The sequence below is a fragment of the Terriglobales bacterium genome, assembly GCA_035624455.1.
Taxonomy (GTDB): domain Bacteria; phylum Acidobacteriota; class Terriglobia; order Terriglobales; family Acidobacteriaceae; genus DASPRM01.
On the sequence record DASPRM010000144.1, the window covers coordinates 1 to 19,691 of the forward strand.

Genomic DNA, 19,691 nt, shown 5'->3' on the forward strand with positions numbered 1-19,691 from the left:
CAGAAACCTTCGCCGTGGAAGCTGTTGCTGCCCGACTTCGTCTGTACGGTGACGATCCCAGCCACCGCCTTGCCAAACTCCGCGTCGAAGTTCGACAGCGTCATTTTGGTCTCGGTGATGGCATCCAGGTTGGGGTTGATAACGATAATCCCGAGGATTGGATCCTGGTTGTCGGTGCCGTCCAGTTCGTAGCCTGTGCCGCTGAAGTGCTGCCCGTTCACGAAAATCTGTTGGCTGCCCTGTGGGTTTTCCGTGGAGGCATGATTCCAGCCGACCAGCTTCTGCGTGCCGGGAGACAGTAACTCGAAGGTCGTAAAGTTGCGGTTCAAGATCGGGAGATTTTCGACATACTGCTCGTTGTATGTGGTGGCCACGTCGGCGCGATCGGTCTTCAACTGCGGCGCTTCCGCGCTGACCTCCACCGCCTCGGTGGTTGCACCTAAAGAAAATTGGCCATCTAAGCGAGAACCGGTGTCGGCCGACACCGTGACATTCTTCTGCTCGAGCGTCTTGAACCCCTGAGCCTCAAAACGAACGGAGTAGATGTCAGGAATCAAGTGGGTCACCGAGTAGTTGCCGGTATCGTTGGTAGTGGCTTCGTCAGTGGTTCCCTTGCGTTCGTTAACTACCGTAACCTTGGCGTTCGGTACTGCCGCACCCGAAGGATCAGTGACGGTGCCGAAGATGCTCCCATAAACAGCCTGTGCGGAAGAGGGCGCAGAAGTCAGCACTACCAGCGCCGCCAAAAAAACTGCGATCGTCAATCGTCTGGCCATTGTCTTTTCCTTTCCCTGGTAAAAGGAAGGTTGCTTGTATCCCAAGCCTTGCTCCTTGCCGATCAAGGCTTGGATCGGTTATTAGCAAACAAAAAGTGTTTTGAATGGCAGACAAAAAATGAAACTAATCTGGCAAAAAGATTTCCTGCTGTGAATACGCGCTGCTCACTCCACAAAGCAGACCGCATGGGGAGATCTCCCTGGCAAAACTATATTGTTAAAATTTGATGACCCCTAAAATTTGGCCGAAAGTTTACTCCGCTGGAATCGCTTGTCAAGCTAAACCTTAGGCCAGTTCCGGCTTTTGCCTTTACCTTGCAGGCACCGGGCCAAACCCTCCTGCCTTTATTCCTCTAACTTGGAACAGTCGCGCGTGGAAAGTCTACGGATTAATGGAGGCCATTCGGTCGAACCTCCGAAATCTGGTAGACATCAGAACAGTGGTTGTCGGACTTGTTAGTGGGGAGGTGGCTGCAGACTGGGATCGAGTTTCTCGGCTTTCAAGAACTCTGTTTGCGCCTCATCCGAGCGACCCTTTCGTTTCAGAGCCAGGGCTAATTGATAGTGAGCCGGCGCATAGTCGGGCGCCAGTCGGATTGCGGACTCAAATTGTGCAATGGCCCCATCGATATCCCCCATGTTCAGCAGGCGAATCCCGGAGTTGGTGTTGAAGGTTGCCCCCTGGAGATTGGTTTTGGACTTCATGATCTCGCTTGCGGTCTTTCGCTGCTCGGCGGCCCCACTGGGATCTCCCATTTGTTGTAGAACCGCAGCCAGGTTGGTGTGCGCTCCCAAAAAGTCGGGTTGCAGCCGGATGGCTTCTCGAAGCTCCGCTGCGGCCTCTGGGAGCTTGTTCATCTGCTTTAAGACGGTACCCAGAGTGTAATGAGCTTCGGCATAGTCGGGACGGGCGGCGATAGCCGCTCGCAAGGCTGCAGCAGCTTCGGGGAAATCTCCTTTCTGCCACAGCGTGACGCCGAGAGTGTAGTTGGCATCCGACAGATTGGGATCCAGGTCCAACGCTTTCTTGAACTCGGCGATCGCCTCCGGCAACTGGTCCTTTAACTTCAGAGCCAGCCCCAAGTTGTAGTGCAGATCGGCACGATCCGGCGCCATTTGCAACGCGCTGCGAAATTGCTCGATTGCGGCATCGAAATCTGATTTCTGCAGGAAGGCGGTGCCCAGGTTGGCGCGAAACCCGGCGTCATCTGGACGCAGCCGCAGCGCTTCTCGAAACTCCGCCACCGCGGCGTCGGCTTTGCCGCTCTGGAGTAACGCGAGAGCCAGATTGTTGTGAAATTCAGGATTTGCCGGCTGCAGCTCAAGACTCTTGTGAAAGGCGGCGATGGCTTTGTCTGTTTCCCCGACACGCTGTGCCAGCAACCCGTACTGCGTCTGGTATTGCGCTGACTTCGGATTCAGCTCGGCCGCTTTCTGAAAGTGTTTCAGCGCTTCCTGCTGCTGCTTTTGCTCCATCAACAGCATTCCAAGGTAGTACTGCGCAACGTCGTCGTTGGGATTGAGTTCCACCGCCCGGCGCAGGTGCGACTCCGCCTCGTCCAGAGCTCCCTGCTGATAACGCAGAACACCCAGACGCAAAAACCCCGGTTCATATTTCGAATCCAATCTGACCGATTCTGCAAAATGGGAGGCGGCCTCATCGGCTCGTCCCTGCTGTATCAGGACCACACCCAATTGATCGTGTAAATCGGGACGCTGGGGCGCAATCTTCACTGCCGAGCTGAGTTCCTCGGTTGCCTCCTGGAGTTGACCAGCCGAACTGTAGGTCCGGCCCAAGGCTGCATGCACATCAGGATTGCGTGGTTCCAAAGCGATGGCCTTTTGCAGTGACTCGATGGCCCAGTGGATTTGCCCTTGTTGCGCCAGCGCCATGCCCAGGTTGGCGTGCGCCTCGGCGAGGCGAGGGTTCAGCACGATAGCTTTACGGAGGTGGGTGATAGCGGGCTCAGCTTCTCCCTGCGCCAGCAGCACCGAACCGAGGTAGTTTTGTGCCCGTGCGTTGCCGGGCGCTAATTTCACCGCCTCTTCAAAGGCGGCTCGAGCCGCTTTAAGGTCTTTCCCAGCCAGTGCCGCCATTCCCCGACTTAAAGCGGCATCCGCCCGCGAGGTGGTTTGCGCCTGGCTGAATTCAGGCGATCCCGACGCCAAAGAGTAAGCCAGAAGCGCGCATATCCAGATCCAGGAAGTTTTGATCCGTCCAGATTTCAGTGTAGATAGGAACCGCACTGCTCTCTCTGACCGAGCTACCACCGCGTGGGGATTAGGCGCCATCGCGCTCCGGGCGCTTTGACGTTATCATATGGTACGCATATTGTTTTGGTGGTAGGTCCTCACTCAGCGAGCCTGGATTGCTTACTTCCGGTCTGAACTCCCTAATTCCAGCAATCCTGCTGATGCTCTCCTGGTTGGCATGGCCTGCGCGGGCATGGACGCAGGCTGCATCGGATGGCAGGTCAGTCGCCAACTTCACCGATATTGCTGAAAAAGCCGGCCTGAAGATGTCCACTACGTTCGGTGGCAAAACCAGCAAACAGTACATCATCGAGACCACCGGGACTGGCGTCGCTATATTTGATTACGACAATGATGGCTGGCCCGATATCTTCGTTGTAAACGGCACAACGCTGGAAGGTTTTCCCAAGGGGAAGGCGCCCACGAATCATCTTTATCACAACAATCACGACGGCACTTTTACTGACGTGACGGAGAAGGCCGGTTTGGCCGCCAGCGGATGGGGCCAGGGTGTCTGCGTGGGCGACTACGATAACGACGGCTGGGATGACCTCTACGTCACTTATTACGGCAAGAACCTGCTTTATCATAACGAACACAACGGCACCTTTAAGGAGGTTGGCGAATTCGCCGGAGTAGCAGGAAGCGGCAGGGATTGGGGCAGCGGCTGCGCTTTTGTGGACTACGACCGCGATGGCCGTCTCGACCTGGTGATCGCCAACTACGTCGACTTCGACCTGAAAACCGCACCCAAGCCTGGCGAGGGGACATATTGCTTATGGAAGGGCGTCCCCGTAATGTGCGGTCCGCGCGGGCTGAAGCCGGCGCGAAACATTCTGTATCACAACCTCGGCAACGGCCGCTTCGAGGACGTCACCACCAAAGCTGGCATCGACAAGACTGCGGGCCATTACTGCCTAGGTGTTTCGCCACTCGACTACGATAACGATGGCTGGCCCGACATCTACGTGGCCTGCGACAGCACGCCCAGCATCCTTTATCACAACAATCACGACGGCAGTTTCACCGACGTCGGCATTACCGCCGGCGCCGCGCTTAATGAAGATGGCCGCGAGCAGGCGGGCATGGGATCGACGGTCGCCGACTATGATGGCGATGGCAACCTCGACATCTTCAAGACGAATTTCTCTGACGATACCTCAACGCTCTATCACAACAACGGCAACGGCACGTTTACAGATATGACTTTTGCAGCCGGTCTCGGGCTCAATACGAAATACCTGGGTTGGGGAGCGATGTTCCTGGACTTCGACAACGACGGCTGGCCTGACATTATGGTTGTAAACGGGCACGTTTATCCGGAGGTTGAGTCTCATCATTTAGGAAGTGATTACGAAGAACCTCGCATTCTGTATCACAATATAGGGCAGGGAAAATTCCAGGATGTTTCCGACCGGGCAGGTCCGGCTTTCAAGGTGGCTTCTTCCGGACGCGGCTTAGCGGTCGGCGATTTGTGGAACGATGGACGCCAGTCGGCAGTGATTACAAGTATGAATGCGCCGGTGAGTCTGCTGGCGAATCAGCAGAAATATCCGAATCACTGGATCGCGTTTAAGATGGTGGGTACGAAATCCAATCGCGACGGCATCGGAGCGCGCATCACGGTGAAAGCTGGAGCCCGCAAGTGGGTCGATGAGGTCCGCAGCGGATCGAGCTACAACTCCAATAGCGATATGCGGGTGCACTTTGGACTGGGTTCTGCTACAAAAATCGATTCGGTTGAGATCCGCTGGCCTAGTGGATTGATCGAGCGATTCACTGACTTGAAGGTGGATGCGATTCACACGATCAAAGAAGGCAGCGGCGCGAGTGCTGACAAAACGGACAGGTCGGGCCAGTGATTTTTTCAGATTGGCGGAAGTCAGCTTCCAAGACAGAGGAAAAAAACGCAAGATCTTTCGACTCGGACGGGGGACCCTTACTCCCCGTCCTCGCTCAAGATGACAGATTTCGTGGCCTTGGTGATCATTTCCGCCGCGCCGCCTCCAACTCCAGCGCTTTCACCGAGCCCTTCCCTTCCTCGATCAAATACAGCTTGTTCGCCGCAAGGTCTTTAAACGTCTCCACCACTCCCGTCGGCCAGCGGATTTCAAGCAGGTCGACTTTGCTGGCTTTCTCCAGGCCAAAATGGATTCGCAGATCGTTTTGCGAATAGTAGCTGCCGCCGCTGCGCACTTCGTCCAGCTGCTGATGCGTCGCGCCGTCCGCGGCACGCGTCACGCAGCGCAGGCGGGCGCCGATCGCGCTCCGATTCGACTTCGTCCCCTTGCACTTCACCTTGATCCAGCTATTGCCGGTATGCGAATCACAGCGCAGAAGCTGCGGCACCTCATTCGTGCAGTTGACGACCACGTCCATGTCGCCATCGTTGTCGAAGTCGCCAAAGGCCGCGCCTCGTGCCGGTACTTCCTGCGTAATTCCCGGTCCGCCACGCATGGAAACATCATCAAACTTCCCATTTCTCAAATTGTGATAAAGGATCTTTCGCTGAGCGTATCCCGCTTCTGTCTTTAACTGCTCGACTTCTGGATACACGTGTCCGTTGCAGATCAAAATGTCTGGCCAGCCGTCGTTGTCATAATCAATGAAGCCAACGCCCCATCCCAGGAAGCGCGTGTTCGCGCCCAGGCCGGAAGAAAACGTCTCGTCACTAAACTGGTTGTTGCCACGATTGCGATAGAGCGAGGGCGTATCGCCGGCGAAATTCGTTTTGACGATATCCAGGTTTCCGTCGCCATCGTAATCGGCAGCTGAAACGCCCATGCCCGCCTGCGGCTTGCCGTCAGCGCTAAGCGCGGCTCCGGAATCGAGCGCAATATCCACGAATGTCCCATCCTTATTGTTGTGATAAAGGGCGCTGGCGGTGGAGTCGTTGGCCACATAGATGTCAGGCCAGCCATCGTTGTCGAAATCGGCGGTGAGCACCCCCAGGCCATAAGTTCCATTGGCGACAGTTATGCCAGCCTTCTCCGAAAGATCGGTGAACGTGCCATTTCCATTATTGTGATAGAGGATGTTTTTGCTGCCCGGCAGTCCCGGGGGCCCGCATGCCACCATCACGCCCTTGTACAGACAGGGCCCCGATTCCGGCACGGGCGCAGTCGCCAGATCGAGATCGATGTAGTTCGCGACGAACAGATCAAGATGACCGTCACGGTCGTAGTCCACAAAAGCGCAGCCACTGTTCCAGCGGGTCTTGTTCTGCATGAGCCCAGCCTTCGCAGTTACATCCGTGAAGGTTCCATTGCCGTTGTTGTGAAAGAGAACGTTCTGACCGAAGTAGGTGACGAACAGGTCATCCCAGCCGTCGTTGTCATAGTCGCCGATGCAGCATCCCTGCCCCCAGCCGGAACGCGCCAGGCCCGATTTCTGCGTCACGTCGGTGAATGTGCCGTCGCGATTATTTTTGTAGAGATGGCAGACTGGCTCCTGCCCTTTAGGAAATCCTTCTAAGCGCGTGCCGTTAACTACGAAAATGTCCAGCCAGCCGTCATTGTCGTAGTCGTAGAAGGCGATGCCGCAGCCGGTGGTTTCCAGCAAATATTTGTTCTTGTGCTCGCCACCGAAAATGGTCTTGGTGTTCAGGCCGGCTTCGCGGGCAACGTTCACGAAACTCACATCCAGCGAGGGTTTTTCTTCCGCCTTGGTAGCGGGCGCCTGTTGCGCCCACAATCTTTTTCCAAGTCCGAAGCTCGTGGATAAGACCTGTTCCAGTGTGAGTACAGCTGCGGAACGGCTGAGGGAACGGAGGAATGAGCGTCTGGAAAAGGACAAGGGTGACCCAGTTTTCTCGCGTGCTATGATTCGCCGCTATTCTTTCTGATGAAGGCACCGCTTTTCAAGTCCGCCGTCACGTCGCCGATTCGCGGCATTGACTCTCGCCTGCAAGGAATTTCTCTCTCGTTGGCTCTACTGGTGCTGATTTACGCCCTGCTCAGCCCCGCATCTGCTGCTGACCAGCCCAGGCAAACAGCGCAGCCTCTGGAACTCACGCACGCCGTTCAGCCCTGGAATTTCTTATCCGCGGTTGGACAGAGCGCGGGAATTTTTGGCTACGAAAACGGCACCTTCGAGGCCTGGGTCTATCCGTTAAAAATCTTCCGCGATTTCCACCTTGCATTCCGGCTGCAGGAAGGGCTGATCCCTGGCCGTGCGATTGCACGAACCGTTACCGTTCGGCCGGAATCCACAACGATCCTCTACGCCTACGATCAATTCAACGTGCGCGAAACCATCTTTGTGCCTGTCCATGAGAAGGGCGTGATTATTCGGCTGGAGATCGACAGCTATATTCCGCTCGCGATCGAAGCCAGGCTGACACGTGACTTCCAGTTAATGTGGCCCGCCGGGCTGGGTGGGACTTACGAATTCTGGGACCGCGATCTCAGCGCCTTTGTCATGGGAGAAGAACAGCAGAAATTTTTTGCGGTTGTAGGATCGCCCAGGTCCAGCGAGCTGCAGCGTGAGTACGTCACCAACTACGGCATGAATCTCACGACCGCATTTCGCCTGGAGCAGGTCAGCAAGGGACGTTCGGTTCGTTACATCGTGATCGCCGGCTCGGTCGAGGGACGCAGCCAGGCGGAAAGCACCTACAAACATCTGCTGGACGCTGCCGAGCAGCTGCAGGCAGAGTCTGCTGCCTATTATCGTGACTATCTAGATCACACAGTCTCAGTTGAGCTTCCGGACCGTGAGCTCCAGCAGGCTTACGATTGGGCGCGAGTCAGCGTGGTGCAGGGAATGGTGCGAAATCCTTATCTCGGGACTGGATTGGTCGCCGGCTATCGCATCTCGGGCGAAACTGCTCGTCCGGGCTTCGCCTGGTTCTTCGGACGTGACTCGGAGTGGACAGATCTCGCCCTCACCGCTGAAGGCGATTTTTCCAACACGCGCCAAGCGCTGGAATTCATCATGAAGTACCAGCGCGAAGACGGCAAAGTCCCTCACGAGATCTCGCAGAGCGCGTCCTTTGTCAACTGGTTCAAGGGATTTCCCTACGGCTTCGCATCCGCCGATGCCACGCCATTGCTCATCATCGCCGCTGATGACTATGTGAGCCAAAGCGGCGACGTGGCCTTCGCACGCGATCACTGGGACAATCTCTGGCGCGCTCATCAGTTCCTGGAATCCACCAATGACAGCGAAGGCTTTCCACGAAACGAAGGCATCGGGCACGGATGGGTGGAAGGCGGACCTCTCCTACCTGTGCGCAGCGAACTCTACCAGAGCGGATTAGCGCTAGAGTCACTGCGCGCGCTGGCGAATCTGGCCAAGCTTACGGGCAAAGCAGATATTGCCCGCCAGTTAGAAACGAACTTCAGTCAGCGCTCATCAGCATTGAATTCGAGATTCTGGGTCGCGGACAAAAGCCAGTACGCCTTCGCGATTGGCACCGACGGCAAAGCCATTGCCATTCCAAGTGTCCTGGCAATGGTTCCCATGTGGATGGGCGTATTGGATCCGGCAAAATCAAATCAGATGATCGATGCGATCTCGGGCGCCGACCATCTCGCCGACTGGGGGATGCGCATTGTGTCCTCCAGCTACGATAAATACGATCCTTCGGGATATCACTATGGCGCGGTGTGGCCGCTTTTTACGGGCTGGGCCTCGGTGGGATCGTATCGCTATCACCGACCGCTTCAGGGTTTTGAGAACCTTCGCGCCAATGCTCTGCTCACACTCAAGGGCAGTGCGCCCGGACACACCACGGAAGTTCTCTCGGGCGAATTTTTTCAGCAGCACTCGATCGCGTCTCCCCACCAGATCTGGTCCGCGGCCATGGTGATCTCGCCGCTCTTGCGTGGCTTGATGGGGCTGTCCCGGGATGCTGCGTCCAACACGTTGAGCCTTGCGCCCCACGTTCCGGCGGACTGGAATTCCTTTACCATGCGCAACGTGAGGCTGCGCGAGGGTTCGATCGATCTGGCCTACTCCGCGGCTGCAGATGCGACTGGCGGAGCGAACCAGGTCATTCAACTTGAGGTGAGACGCTCGGGTGGCGGTCAAGATGGGGGCGCCATCGAATTCGCTCCTGCCATAAGTCTGCGCGCTGAAGTCAGCGGGGCCGAGATCAACGATCGGCCGGTTCCTTTTAAGATGCACCCCAGCCTGAACGATCAGCACGTGCAGGTGCGGGTGCCGTTGTTTGGCGGACCGACTACGGTTCGCATCCGGTTGCGGCACGATTTCGGCATCGCCGTGCCGGTAGCGCTGCCAGAAGCAGGGGGCAGGAGCCGAAATCTGAAAGTCGTATCTGAATCTTGGAGCCAGGATCACAATCAGGTGCGATACACACTTGCCGGCCTGGCCGGCGATACCTACGTGCTCCCAATCAGGGGTGCAGAGGAAATCAAGAACATTGACGGCGGGCGTCGTGAGACTCGCGACGGAAAGGATTTTTTGACGGTTTCGTTCCCTGCCGCCTCGCCTGCTGAATATATTCAGCAGCAGGTCACAATTCAATTCGTGCCGGCAGGCAGCAGTGCCCGATGAATTGGGTCATGCTGAACGAAGCATCTATGCATTCTGTCGACGAGCACGGTCCTGTTAAAGTCACCACGGGCTGGCTGCCGAGGCCAAGAGATGTGAAACTTTAGCGGCTCGTGAACTCGTGTGGGAGGCCCCAATGCGCAAAGCTGACTTAACGATTTTCTCTTTCATCGTTTTCTGCTCCACTCTCTTCCCTCAATCCCTGATCGCGCAGACAAAAGCCATTGATGATGAAGGGCACCAGTGGTGGCAGCACGCCGTTTTCTACGAGATCTATCCGCGGAGCTTTGCCGACAGCAACAACGATGGCATCGGGGATCTACCCGGCATTACTTCCAAGCTCGACTACCTGCGCTGGCTTGGCGTCGATGCCATCTGGATCTCACCCATGTTCCCCTCACCACAGGTGGATTTCGGATACGACGTGTCCGACTACGAGAATGTCGATCCGCAATACGGCACCTTGCAAGACATGGACCGGCTCATTGCGGAGGGCCGCCAGCAAAACATCCGCATTATTCTTGATCTGGTGGTTAATCACACCTCAGACAAGCATCCCTGGTTTATCGAATCGCGTTCATCGCGCACTAATCCCAAACGCGACTGGTATATCTGGCGTGATGGCAAAGGGCCTGGCCAGCCACCGAATAACTGGATCTCGGATTTCGGCGGCTCTGCCTGGCAGTTCGATCCTAAGACGAATCAGTGGTACTACCATTATTTTTACGTCGAGCAGCCAGACCTTAACTGGCGCAACCCGGCGGTCGAGAAGGCGATCTTTGACGTTTCACGCTGGTGGTACAAGCGTGGTGTCGCGGGCTTCCGCCTGGACGCGGTGGATACGCTGTTTGAAGATCCCAACCTGAAGGACAACCCCGTTACTCCCGGAAAGCTGAGCAAGTACGGCGACCCGGTTGACGAGAGGATCTACAACAAGAAGCTTCCCGAAGTTCACGCCGCGCTGCAGCGCTTGCGCGCCGTGGCTGACGAATACAATGCGGTGCTGATTGGCGAAACCTGGACCGACGACATCAACGAATTGAAGCAGTACTACGGCGAACACGGCAACGAGCTGCATATGCCCATGGACTTCATGTTTGCCAAGGTGGACCGATTGTCCCCATCGGAATTCCGCCGCCAGATCGCAGCGGTAGACGGCGCCGGGGGCTGGCCCATTTTCGTGTTCAGCAATCACGACATTCGTCGGGTGTACAACCGCTACGGCGACGGTCAGCACAATGATCAGATTGCCAAGCTCATGGCCTCACTCTATCTCACGCTGCGGGGCACTCCCATCATGTATTACGGCGAAGAGATTGGCATGGAAAACAACGATCCCAAGCGCAAGGAGGACGTGAAAGATCCCGCCGGCCGCCGGAGCTGGCCGGAGGACAAGGGGCGAGATGGCGAACGCACGCCCATGCAATGGAGCCCCGCCGAGAATGCCGGTTTCAGCAAGGCGATTCCCTGGAATCCCGTGGACCCGCGCTACAAGCAATACAACGTCGAGACAGAGAAGAAAGATCCCAACTCAATCCTGAACTATTACCAGCGCCTGCTCACGCTGCGTCACAACAATCGTGTACTGCTCGATGGGAAATATGTTGCGCTCAACGAGACCGATCCCAACGTGCTGGCCTATCTGCGCTCTTACAAGGGACAGAATGTGCTGGTGGTGCTGAACATGAGCGGTTCAGCTCAAACCGTGAAGCTTGATCTTAGGGGCCAGCAGGTGAGTGGCACCACCGTCAAAACTCTGCTTGCTTCTTATGAAGCCCCGCCAACGAGCAAGACGAAGGAAATGACGGTTCCGGCTTTTGGAGCCTATATAGGGGAGATCAGGTAGATGGCGGCAGAAAATCCTTTAGCGGGTTTTCTGCTCCAGCAGCTGCGAAGGACTACACCTTAGCCCTTATTACCCGCGGATTGGAAAGTTCTCCACGATTCGTGTGCTTCGCCTGTGACGATTCCCTATTCACCCTCTCAGCTTAGCCAGTGGCAGCACATTTGCACGAGGTTCAGCCGATAGTTGGAGGTACTCATGAGATCAACCATGACGTTGGTATTTGCCGTGATGCTTTGCGCGGCAATAGCGGGTGCCCAAACCAGGGCCGGAAGTACCGGCATGTCGGGCGCTACCGGTCCGGCAACACCCCAGGCTGGAACTGCAACGCCTCCCGCGGGAACGGCTACACCGCAAGCGGGCACGGCTGGATCCCCCACCGGAACCGCGACTCCCGCGCCGTCAACAGCTACCCCTCCTGCTGGGACTGGCATTTCGCCCACAGGAACGGCGACCCCAACTCCATCAACCGCGACTCCACCGGCAGGAACTGCTACACCCGGGGCTGGACCTGCGACTCCACCAGCCGGCACCGCGACTCCTCCTGCGGGTAGCGCAACACCGCAGAGTGCGCCGATGACAACCACACCAGGCACACTGCCACCTGCAACTCCGGGAACGACGCCCGGAACGTTATCTCCTGCCACGCCAGGAAGCACGCCCGGAACGCTGTCTCCCGAGACTTCGCCCGGCACCCAGTCGCCCAGCACTCAACCTCAGAGCACTACGCCCGCGGCACCATCTGGCACGGATGGAAGAAACAGTCCACCCAGCTAAATTCGCCCAACCAGGCGACTGAACCGCGTCCAACCAGACGCCCTACAAACACCAACCCGGCCATAACAGGCCGGGTCTGTTTGTTTGTGCAGCCGAGGGAAAACCCGCCTGAGCGACGCTGGCACACTCGCGGGCGCACCCCATCATCGGCAAGCCACTGTACTTCGGCTACGTTGCTCGTTTGCAGGGTGAGAAGTACGCTGCTCGATGATGGCGGACGATCAAAATAGAGGATCGGATCCTAGCGCCTCCACAGACCAACTTTCCTCAGGAGCGCGGGACCGTCTGCTCGAAATCCATGAAGAAATTGACGAACTCACGAATCGGCTGGATGAGATTCTCGTGCAGAGCAAGAGCCTGGAGCAGAAACGCATTCGCCTTCTCCGCCGCATCTCCGAACTGAAAATGGAAGCCGAGGTCATCGCGCAGGATCAGGAATGACCGGCACTCGGTGCGGCGATTCCGACATCCTCAGCCGTGACAGCGTGTCTGATCGCCTGGTTGGCTCTTGACGCAGATTGCCGGGATATGGACCTCGTTATGACCAGCTTCCGAGATCCAGACTTCGATATTGGGTTTCAACTCAAACCAGTATGTCGTTAAATTCGCGTTCGCATCCTCAACGACGACAAGCAATGTATTCAATGGCTCCGTTCCCGCATACCCGAAGGCACTCAGCAGGCTGCTTCGGATCCAATTGCCCAGAAACTGGATCTTGAAAAACCGTAAGACAGTGTGCGCTCCTTGAGCCAGCATGTATCACCTGCCTGATGTGTGGGTCTTGAGTTGATTTGCGCAGGTTATAGGCCGCCGGCCCGCCGGTGTCAACGATCAATATTCAACTACCCTGAACCCAGGGCATCTCGCCAGATGGAATTCGGCTGAAGCCGAGGCGACTTTGCTCAGCGCTGCGACGAGGTCATCCGGCGATTAACTTCATCGAAAATGTTCGTCACGACATTGAGTTCAGTGAGGGTCTTCGTCTGGTCCACGCCCTCGACCAGCAGAAAATGGCTTCCGTCCGGAGCAACGCTGTAGGAATGGCCTGGGACGTTGGCAAAAGGACCTTCGAAGAGAAGCCGTGGTCTGCTGGCGGTGAAACGATCGCCAGTCGTGACCTCGGTGACGAACCACCTGGTGCCGAAGCGATAGAAGAGTTCGCGACCATCGGGGGACCAGAGGGGCTCCTCGCCACCATTGGTTGAAATTCTGATCTTCTCGCCGGCATGGGGAAAAGAAGTGACATAAACCTCCCAGCCTCCGGACTCGTCGGAGGTGTAGGCCGCCCAGCGTCCATCAGGTGAGAGATCGCCGAGACACTCACTGAAACTGCTAGTCAGGAATGGAGTCTCCTCGACCGAGACCGCTGTCGAGCCGTCATCTTCCGCAAGGCGCAATATCCAGAGGTCCTCCCTGGTTTCGTCCCCGAGTTTCATAACCAACAGCCACTTGCCATTGCGAGATACACCCAAAGGCGAACCCTTGAAACCTTTCGCCCAGTGGGTGACCTGGACACTCTCGCCGCCATCAATTGATTGTCGATACAGGTTTGCAATTCCGCTGCGCCAACTCACGTAATAGATGGTATGGCCATCCGGGGCCCAGATTGGAAAACTGCTCCGCTCGTCCGAGGTGAGCCGGGTGGTGGTTCCGCGAGCTGTGTCGTAGAGCCAAATGTCGGTCCCAGTGAGTGTATTGATTGGGATAACCACGCGCGTACCGTCCGGCGAGATGCGGAAGGCACTGAAGTCACCAACCGGCCCCTGCAGCGACCGCCTGCTCCCATTGCGATCGACCGCGACCAGCGAGCCCACCGCTCCGTCGCTTCCCGAGGCATAAATGAAGGTGCCGTCGGCGGAAAATGTGAACTGCGCGGCGCCATCCCGTTCCGTACGAACGCCATCAAGAAACTGCATTGGCGGGCCAGTCAGCTTGAGTTTCTGTGCGTCGAAAGGCACAGCCTGCAGGGTGCCTCGACGTGCAAACAGAATATGTCCGGGGGGCAAGAATCGGGGAAATGTTCCACTCCAGAGGAGGGCGCTTGCTTTCCGGCTGCGCAAGTCATAAACGCCCAGCGTGAAGGTCGGAAGACTGAAGAGCACTCCCTGATTGTCGGGGAGCACGTGAGGAAATATGCTGGGCGTGAACTGCCAGTTATTGCCGGTGACTGTCTTGGGCGAGCCTCCGGTTTCTGGAACTCGAAATATTCCGGAGGAGTAATCCGTGGAGAAATAAATTTGACCATCCGCTGCCCAACTACCGCCGAAGCCCAGTGTGGCGCCGCATAGGACGATTGGTTGATCTCCGGTGAGAGAGACTTTCATTAACTTGTCGTGAGCAAAGAAGCCGACCCACCGGCCGTCGGGGGAAAAGAATGGGCTGTGAGCGCCCGCAGTGCCGGGAAGCGCGCGAAATTCAGCCCGCTGCATGTCGCGAACATATAGCTGGGTATTCCCGTCAACGAAAGCCACGTACACCAAGCTGGCGCCGTCCGGGGAAAGGGCCAGCGAGGCCCGGCCCACGGCAAGCGGCATGGCCGAGGCGGGTGCGAGCGGAGCATCGCGTGGCAAATTGATGGTGTAGCGCGCCGAGACTTTCAATCCTGGCTGATCGCGCTGGGGAACCCAGCGCAACAGAGCTGTCGCGATCAGCACGAGTGCAAGCAGAACCCAAGGTAACGGTCGCCGTCGAAAGGCGACCTTGGCAAGGTGCGCGGCGGAATCATCGGCAGACTCCCGCTTCGACAATATTTCTTCGATCTCCAGCCGCGCATCGCCACTGGCATGGAGACGGTCGCGAGGGTCCTTGGCAAGACATCGACGCAGCAAGTGCAAAACCAAGGGCGGAATGTCTGCCGGCAGCGCCGACCAATCGGGCTCTTCCTTTATCACGGCCGCGATTGTGTCGGAGGAGGATGCGCGCTTGAATGCGCAGCGGCCGGTCAGCATCTCGTACAGAACCACGCCAAAGGCCCAGATATCACAACGGGCGTCAAGTTTAGAACCGCGCGCCTGTTCAGGGCTCATGTAGGCGAGGGTGCCAACAACGATGCCGGGGCGCGACGTCAGATCGCTTGCGGTCGTGGACGGGTCGCGCTGGCCTGTATCTTTCTGCCGGCGGCCTTCGATGTCCTCGGCATCAAGAAATCTCGCCAGCCCGAAATCCAGGACCTTTACGGTGCCATCCTGCTTCAGCTTAATGTTGCTGGGCTTGAGGTCGCGGTGGATGATGCCACGCTCATGCGCACACTCGAGGGCTTCCGCGAGCTGCCGCGCAATGCGCAAGGCTTCTTCGATCGGAATATTCCCGGCATTTATTCGGTCTGCCAGCGTGGGACCCTCAACCAGTTCCATCACCAGGGCGGCGGATGAATTGATCTCTTCGAGGGCGTAAATCGAGGCGATGTTGGGATGATTGAGAGCGGCTAGTGCCTGCGCTTCGCGATGGAAACGGGCCGAGCCGCGGGCGTCCAGCAGTTCGGGCGCAAGGAATTTGATTGCCACGTCGCGCTCGAGCCGCTGATCGCGGGCGCGATAGACAACACCCATGCCACCGGAGCCGAGCTTGTCCAGGACCGTATAATGCTCGAGCCCTTCGCCGATCATAGGCAGACCATTCCCCCGTCTCGGCTCGCAGGGTAAAGCAGTTGCTGCTCAGAAATCAGTACTTGGCGTCACTGAAAGATGTGGCAAGAAACCGCGGGCCAACCGGAGATTCCAGGAATTTACGAAACTGTAACTTCCCCTTCGCATATCAGGGAATTCACGGATCCCGGACCAATTCGAAGGGTCTAAAAGATCTACGCCGGGCGGAAACTGCTCACAAGGACCGATTTTTAAAAGAAAAGCCCGGCCACAGCGGCCGGGCTTTCAAAGACGAGAGTTCGAGAGTCTTAGATGTCGTAGTACAACGCGAATTCGTAGGGATGCGGACGCAGGCGAACGGCGTTCACTTCCTTGTCGCGCTTGTAGTCGATATAAGTCTTCAGCAGTTCTTCGGTGAAGACATCGCCCTTGAGCAGGAACTGATTGTCGCGTTCCAGCGCGTTCAGGGCGTCTTCCAGCGATCCCGGCATCGACGGAACCTTGGCCAGCTCCTCTGGACCAAGGTCGTAGATGTCCTTATCCAGCGGCTGACCGGGATCGATCTTGTTCTCTACGCCGTCCAGGCCCGCCATCATCATGGCCGCAAACGCCAGGTAAGGATTGCAGCTGGGATCGGGCGGGCGGAACTCCACGCGCTTGGCCTTGGGTGACGCCGAATACATCGGGATACGGCATGCCGCCGAGCGATTGCGCCGCGAGTACGCCAGATTAACCGGCGCTTCAAACCCCGGCACCAGGCGTTTGTAAGAATTCGTTGTGGGAGCGATGATGGCTGCCAGCGCCGGACCGTGCTTAATCAGCCCGCCGATGTACCACAGCGCGAGCTGCGATAATCCCGCATATCCTTCTCCGGCGAACAGCGGCTTTCCGCCCTTCCACAGCGACTGATGGGTATGCATGCCGCTGCCGTTATCCTGGAAGAGCGGCTTGGGCATGAAGGTGACGGTCTTGCCGTACTGGTAGGCGACGTTCCGCACCACATATTTGTAGAGCATCATGTGGTCGGCAGAAGCCAGGAGCTTGTCGAATTTCAGATCGATTTCCGACTGCCCGCCAGTGGCCACTTCATGGTGATGGCACTCAACCGTGAGCCCGCACTTTTCCATGGTCAGCACCATCTCGGTGCGCAGGTCCTGATAATGATCGGTGGGCGGAACCGGGAAATAACCTTCTTTATAGCGCGGGCGGTATCCGAGGTTGTTTTCTTTGCGGCCGGAATTCCAGCGACCTTCTTCCGCGTCAATGAAATAAAAGCCGTGATTCTCACGCTGATCAAAGCGGATATTGTCGAAGATGAAGAACTCAGCTTCCGCACCCATGTAGCAGGTGTCGGCAATGCCGGTGGAATTTAGATACATTTCCGCCTTCTTGGCAATGTAGCGCGGGTCGCGGTCATAGCGCTGCTTGGTCACCGGATCGATGACGTCGCAGATCATCACCAGGGAAGGCGTTTCGCTGAAGGGATCCATCATGTACCAGGAGGTGTCGGGAATCAGCAGCATGTCGCTCTCGTGGATGGCGGCCCAGCCACGGATGGACGAGCCGTCCATGCCGAAGCCGTCCTCGAACGAGGACTCATCCACCTGGTCCATGGGATAAGAGACATGCTGCCAGAGACCGGGAAGGTCAGTGAAGCGAAGATCAACGATTTTGGCGCCGTTTTTTTTCGCGAAGTCCAAAACGGCTTTGGGATCAGCCATAGATTTCTCCTTGCGCCGCAAAGGGCGCGATTTGATGCCTACGCGTTGCAATGAGGGCTCCTAACAGGCGGGCAGCGCGGGGGATACAAAACATTGAATTGTAGTGAACGGGCCGCACAGGGCACGGCTTGCGGTGATGATAAATGGCTCCGCGGTGGGGTGGGAAATTGATTGTTTTTATGGGAGCGATAAATGTGACTTATACGCCTGCCCGTTTCGGCCTGGAGTCAGTTGGCGCTTCTCGAAACTTTGCCCCCGCTGGCTGAGGGCTGTTAGCCTGTAATCTCAAGCGAGCAAAGCTTCGACTCCTGTCCACCCGCGTGGTTGGATGGAGGGCCAAGTGTATATCGCAGCGGATCTGCGGCTATGGACTTCGATCAACTGGAAACCTTCCTGGAAGTGGCGCGGCTGAGCAGCTTCTCGCGGGCAGCGGAAAAACGATTCCGCACCCAGCCCGCCATTTCAGCGCAGATCCGCGCCCTGGAAGAGGAGGTCGGCGCCAAGCTGCTGGACCGCAGCGGCGGGCGGGTCTCTCTGACTGCTGCAGGAAAGATATTCCAGAAATATTCCGAGGACACGGTGCAGTCGCGCCGCGATATCGTTACCGCCATCGCAGAGATGGAACGCGTCCCGCGCGGCGAGATCGTCGTCGGCGCCAATGAAGGCACCTGCCTGCACATCCTTCCCGAAGTCTTTGCCGAGTTTAAAAAGTCCTATCCCGGGGTCGGCGTGGAAGTCCGGCGCATGGAGACAGCCAAAGTGCTGGAATCTGTAATCGACAATTCCATCGATTTCGGTGTGGTCTCACTTCCTGTCTCTGACAAACGATTGACCGTTGTGCCTATTCACCGTGATGAATTAGTGGCGATCTGTGCCCCGCGACACGAGCTTGCCAAGACGAAGTCAGTAAGCGTGGCTCAACTGGGAAATTACCCGCTGCTTTTACCCAAGCTGGGGCGTACGCGCGAAGCCATCGATGCGGCTTTTGAAGAGAAAGGGCTCACTCCCACTATTTCCATGGAACTTGATTCCAGCGAGTTATTAAAGCGATTCGTCGCCGCCGACGTCGGAGTGGGATTCATTCCTCGCTCGAACGTGCTGGAAGATGTCCGCGCCAAGGCGCTGGTAGCGCTTACCCTTTCCGATACCCAGATCCGGCGTGACCTGGCGCTGGTCTTCCGGCGCGACAAGGCTCTGAGCCGCGCTGCGCTCGCCTTCATCGATATTGCAGTGCGCCGCAGTTCGCTCGAGCAGCCCGTTGCCATGGCCGGGACCGGCAAAACGAAACGCGAGAGTATTTCTCAGTCTCAGTAGCTCATGTTGCGGTTGGGAGGCGTCAGCTGTCTTGAATTCACCCTTTCGTCTCACGAACGAGACGCAAAGGTCTTTCGACTCGGACCGGGGCTGGTTCTCCCGGTCCTCGCTCAAGACGACAGACCGAGGGAGGCTAGCGCCTCTCGATGAGCGCTGCCCGCTTCTTTTAATATGGTGTAAATTCTTGATCCCCCTCCAAAATTGCCTTGCCTGCTTTAGACTTGTGCGTGTTACTTTTTCGCCAAAGCATTGAAAGAAATGAGCACGGGAGGAACTAAGAATTGGGAAAAGACATGGTCCCGCGGAGGATCTTTCTCACCAAGGGTGTAGGCAAGCACAAAGAGCGTCTGACCTCCTTTGAGCTGGCCCTTAGAGACGCCGGCATTGCAGCTCAGAATCTGGTGCGCGTCTCCTCCATTTTTCCTCCGAACTGCAAGGTCCTGCCGCGCAAGGAGGGACTGCGCCGACTCTGGGACGGGGAAGTGGTTTTTGCTGTAGTCGCCGAGAACTCCACCCGCGAGCCTCATCGCCTGCTGGCTGCCAGCATCGGCTTGGCGATACCCGCCGACCGCGGCACCTATGGCTATCTCAGTGAGCATCACTCCTTTGGAGAGCCGGAAGAGGCTGCCGGCGACTATGCCGAAGAACTGGCTGCGGAAATGCTGGCTACCACGCTGAATGTGGAATTCGATCCTGACAAGTCGTGGGACGAAAAAAAGCAGATCTATCGTCTGTCGAACAAAATCGTTCGCACCATGAACGTGACCCAATCCGCGGTAGGCGACAAGCGGGGTTTGTGGACTACGGTGATTGCATCGGCCATCTTTCTGTTCGATCGCTAGGCCGGTAAAAAATCTGTCATCTTGAGCGAGGACGGGTCACACCGATCCCCGTCCGAGTCGAAAGA

General features: G+C 57.1%; 12 protein-coding genes. 6 read left to right on the plus strand and 6 right to left on the minus strand.

Going from position 1 to position 19,691, the window contains the following annotated elements; translation table 11 throughout:
- Both VEG30_16160 and VEG30_16165 read right to left on the minus strand, forming a co-directional pair.
- Positions 1-776: carboxypeptidase-like regulatory domain-containing protein (locus tag VEG30_16160; protein ID HXZ81463.1), on the minus strand; the 776-nt coding region annotated here is incomplete at its 3' end.
- Between the two features lie 456 nt (positions 777-1,232).
- Positions 1,233-3,068 carry a tetratricopeptide repeat protein gene (locus VEG30_16165; protein ID HXZ81464.1) on the minus strand — a complete coding sequence of 612 codons (1,836 nt, stop codon included), beginning with the start codon at positions 3,066-3,068 and terminating at the stop codon, positions 1,233-1,235.
- A gap of 77 nt (positions 3,069-3,145) precedes the next feature.
- Between VEG30_16165 and VEG30_16170 the strand changes: the two genes are divergently transcribed.
- Positions 3,146-4,891 (plus strand): CRTAC1 family protein, encoded by a 1,746-nt coding sequence (locus VEG30_16170; GenBank protein HXZ81465.1) that lies wholly within the window; start codon positions 3,146-3,148, stop codon positions 4,889-4,891.
- Positions 4,892-5,015: 124 nt separating this feature from the next.
- On the opposite strand, the gene VEG30_16175 is transcribed toward VEG30_16170, so the two are convergent.
- On the minus strand, positions 5,016-6,722 hold the full coding sequence (locus VEG30_16175) for a CRTAC1 family protein (protein HXZ81466.1): 1,707 nt from the start codon (positions 6,720-6,722) through the stop codon (positions 5,016-5,018).
- A 150-nt stretch (positions 6,723-6,872) separates the two neighbouring features.
- Here VEG30_16175 and VEG30_16180 point away from each other — a divergent pair, with 150 nt between their 5' ends.
- On the plus strand, positions 6,873-9,548 hold the full coding sequence (locus VEG30_16180; GenBank protein HXZ81467.1) for a hypothetical protein: 2,676 nt from the start codon (positions 6,873-6,875) through the stop codon (positions 9,546-9,548).
- A gap of 133 nt (positions 9,549-9,681) precedes the next feature.
- The gene (locus tag VEG30_16185; protein ID HXZ81468.1) at positions 9,682-11,391 is read left to right on the plus strand and encodes an alpha-glucosidase; all 1,710 of its coding nucleotides are present in this window, start codon (positions 9,682-9,684) and stop codon (positions 11,389-11,391) included.
- A 137-nt stretch (positions 11,392-11,528) separates the two neighbouring features.
- Here VEG30_16185 and VEG30_16190 read toward each other — a convergent pair whose 3' ends face one another.
- The gene (locus tag VEG30_16190) at positions 11,529-12,098 is read right to left on the minus strand and encodes a hypothetical protein (protein HXZ81469.1); all 570 of its coding nucleotides are present in this window, start codon (positions 12,096-12,098) and stop codon (positions 11,529-11,531) included.
- 274 nt (positions 12,099-12,372) lie between these two features.
- On the opposite strand from VEG30_16190, the gene VEG30_16195 reads away from it, so the two are divergent.
- Positions 12,373-12,606 carry a hypothetical protein gene (locus VEG30_16195; protein HXZ81470.1) on the plus strand — a complete coding sequence of 78 codons (234 nt, stop codon included), beginning with the start codon at positions 12,373-12,375 and terminating at the stop codon, positions 12,604-12,606.
- Between the two features lie 461 nt (positions 12,607-13,067).
- Here the strand turns inward: VEG30_16195 and VEG30_16200 are convergent, their stop codons facing one another.
- Positions 13,068-15,770: a protein kinase gene (locus VEG30_16200; protein HXZ81471.1), complete on the minus strand. Its 2,703-nt coding sequence runs from the start codon at positions 15,768-15,770 to the stop codon at positions 13,068-13,070.
- A 287-nt stretch (positions 15,771-16,057) separates the two neighbouring features.
- Positions 16,058-17,470 (minus strand): type I glutamate--ammonia ligase, encoded by a 1,413-nt coding sequence (gene glnA, locus VEG30_16205; protein HXZ81472.1) that lies wholly within the window; start codon positions 17,468-17,470, stop codon positions 16,058-16,060.
- A 366-nt stretch (positions 17,471-17,836) separates the two neighbouring features.
- On the opposite strand from glnA, the gene VEG30_16210 reads away from it, so the two are divergent.
- Together VEG30_16210 and VEG30_16215 are read left to right on the plus strand one after the other, a co-directional pair.
- On the plus strand, positions 17,837-18,784 hold the full coding sequence (locus VEG30_16210) for a LysR family transcriptional regulator (GenBank protein ID HXZ81473.1): 948 nt from the start codon (positions 17,837-17,839) through the stop codon (positions 18,782-18,784).
- Between the two features lie 293 nt (positions 18,785-19,077).
- Positions 19,078-19,626, plus strand: coding sequence for an arginine decarboxylase, pyruvoyl-dependent (locus VEG30_16215; protein HXZ81474.1), 549 nt, complete (start codon positions 19,078-19,080; stop codon positions 19,624-19,626).
- The last annotated feature ends 65 nt before the right edge of the window (positions 19,627-19,691 follow it).

Coding starts and splice junctions, on each gene's coding strand:
- VEG30_16185 (HXZ81468.1), top strand. CDS start 9,682: ATGCGCAAAGCTGACTTAACGATTTTCTCTTTCATCGTTTTCTGCTCC.
- VEG30_16200 (HXZ81471.1), bottom strand. CDS start 15,770: ATGATCGGCGAAGGGCTCGAGCATTATACGGTCCTGGACAAGCTCGGC.
- VEG30_16195 (HXZ81470.1), top strand. CDS start 12,373: ATGATGGCGGACGATCAAAATAGAGGATCGGATCCTAGCGCCTCCACA.
- VEG30_16210 (HXZ81473.1), top strand. CDS start 17,837: ATGGACTTCGATCAACTGGAAACCTTCCTGGAAGTGGCGCGGCTGAGC.
- VEG30_16180 (HXZ81467.1), top strand. CDS start 6,873: ATGAAGGCACCGCTTTTCAAGTCCGCCGTCACGTCGCCGATTCGCGGC.
- VEG30_16165 (HXZ81464.1), bottom strand. CDS start 3,068: ATGGCGCCTAATCCCCACGCGGTGGTAGCTCGGTCAGAGAGAGCAGTG.
- VEG30_16215 (HXZ81474.1), top strand. CDS start 19,078: ATGGTCCCGCGGAGGATCTTTCTCACCAAGGGTGTAGGCAAGCACAAA.
- glnA (HXZ81472.1), bottom strand. CDS start 17,470: ATGGCTGATCCCAAAGCCGTTTTGGACTTCGCGAAAAAAAACGGCGCC.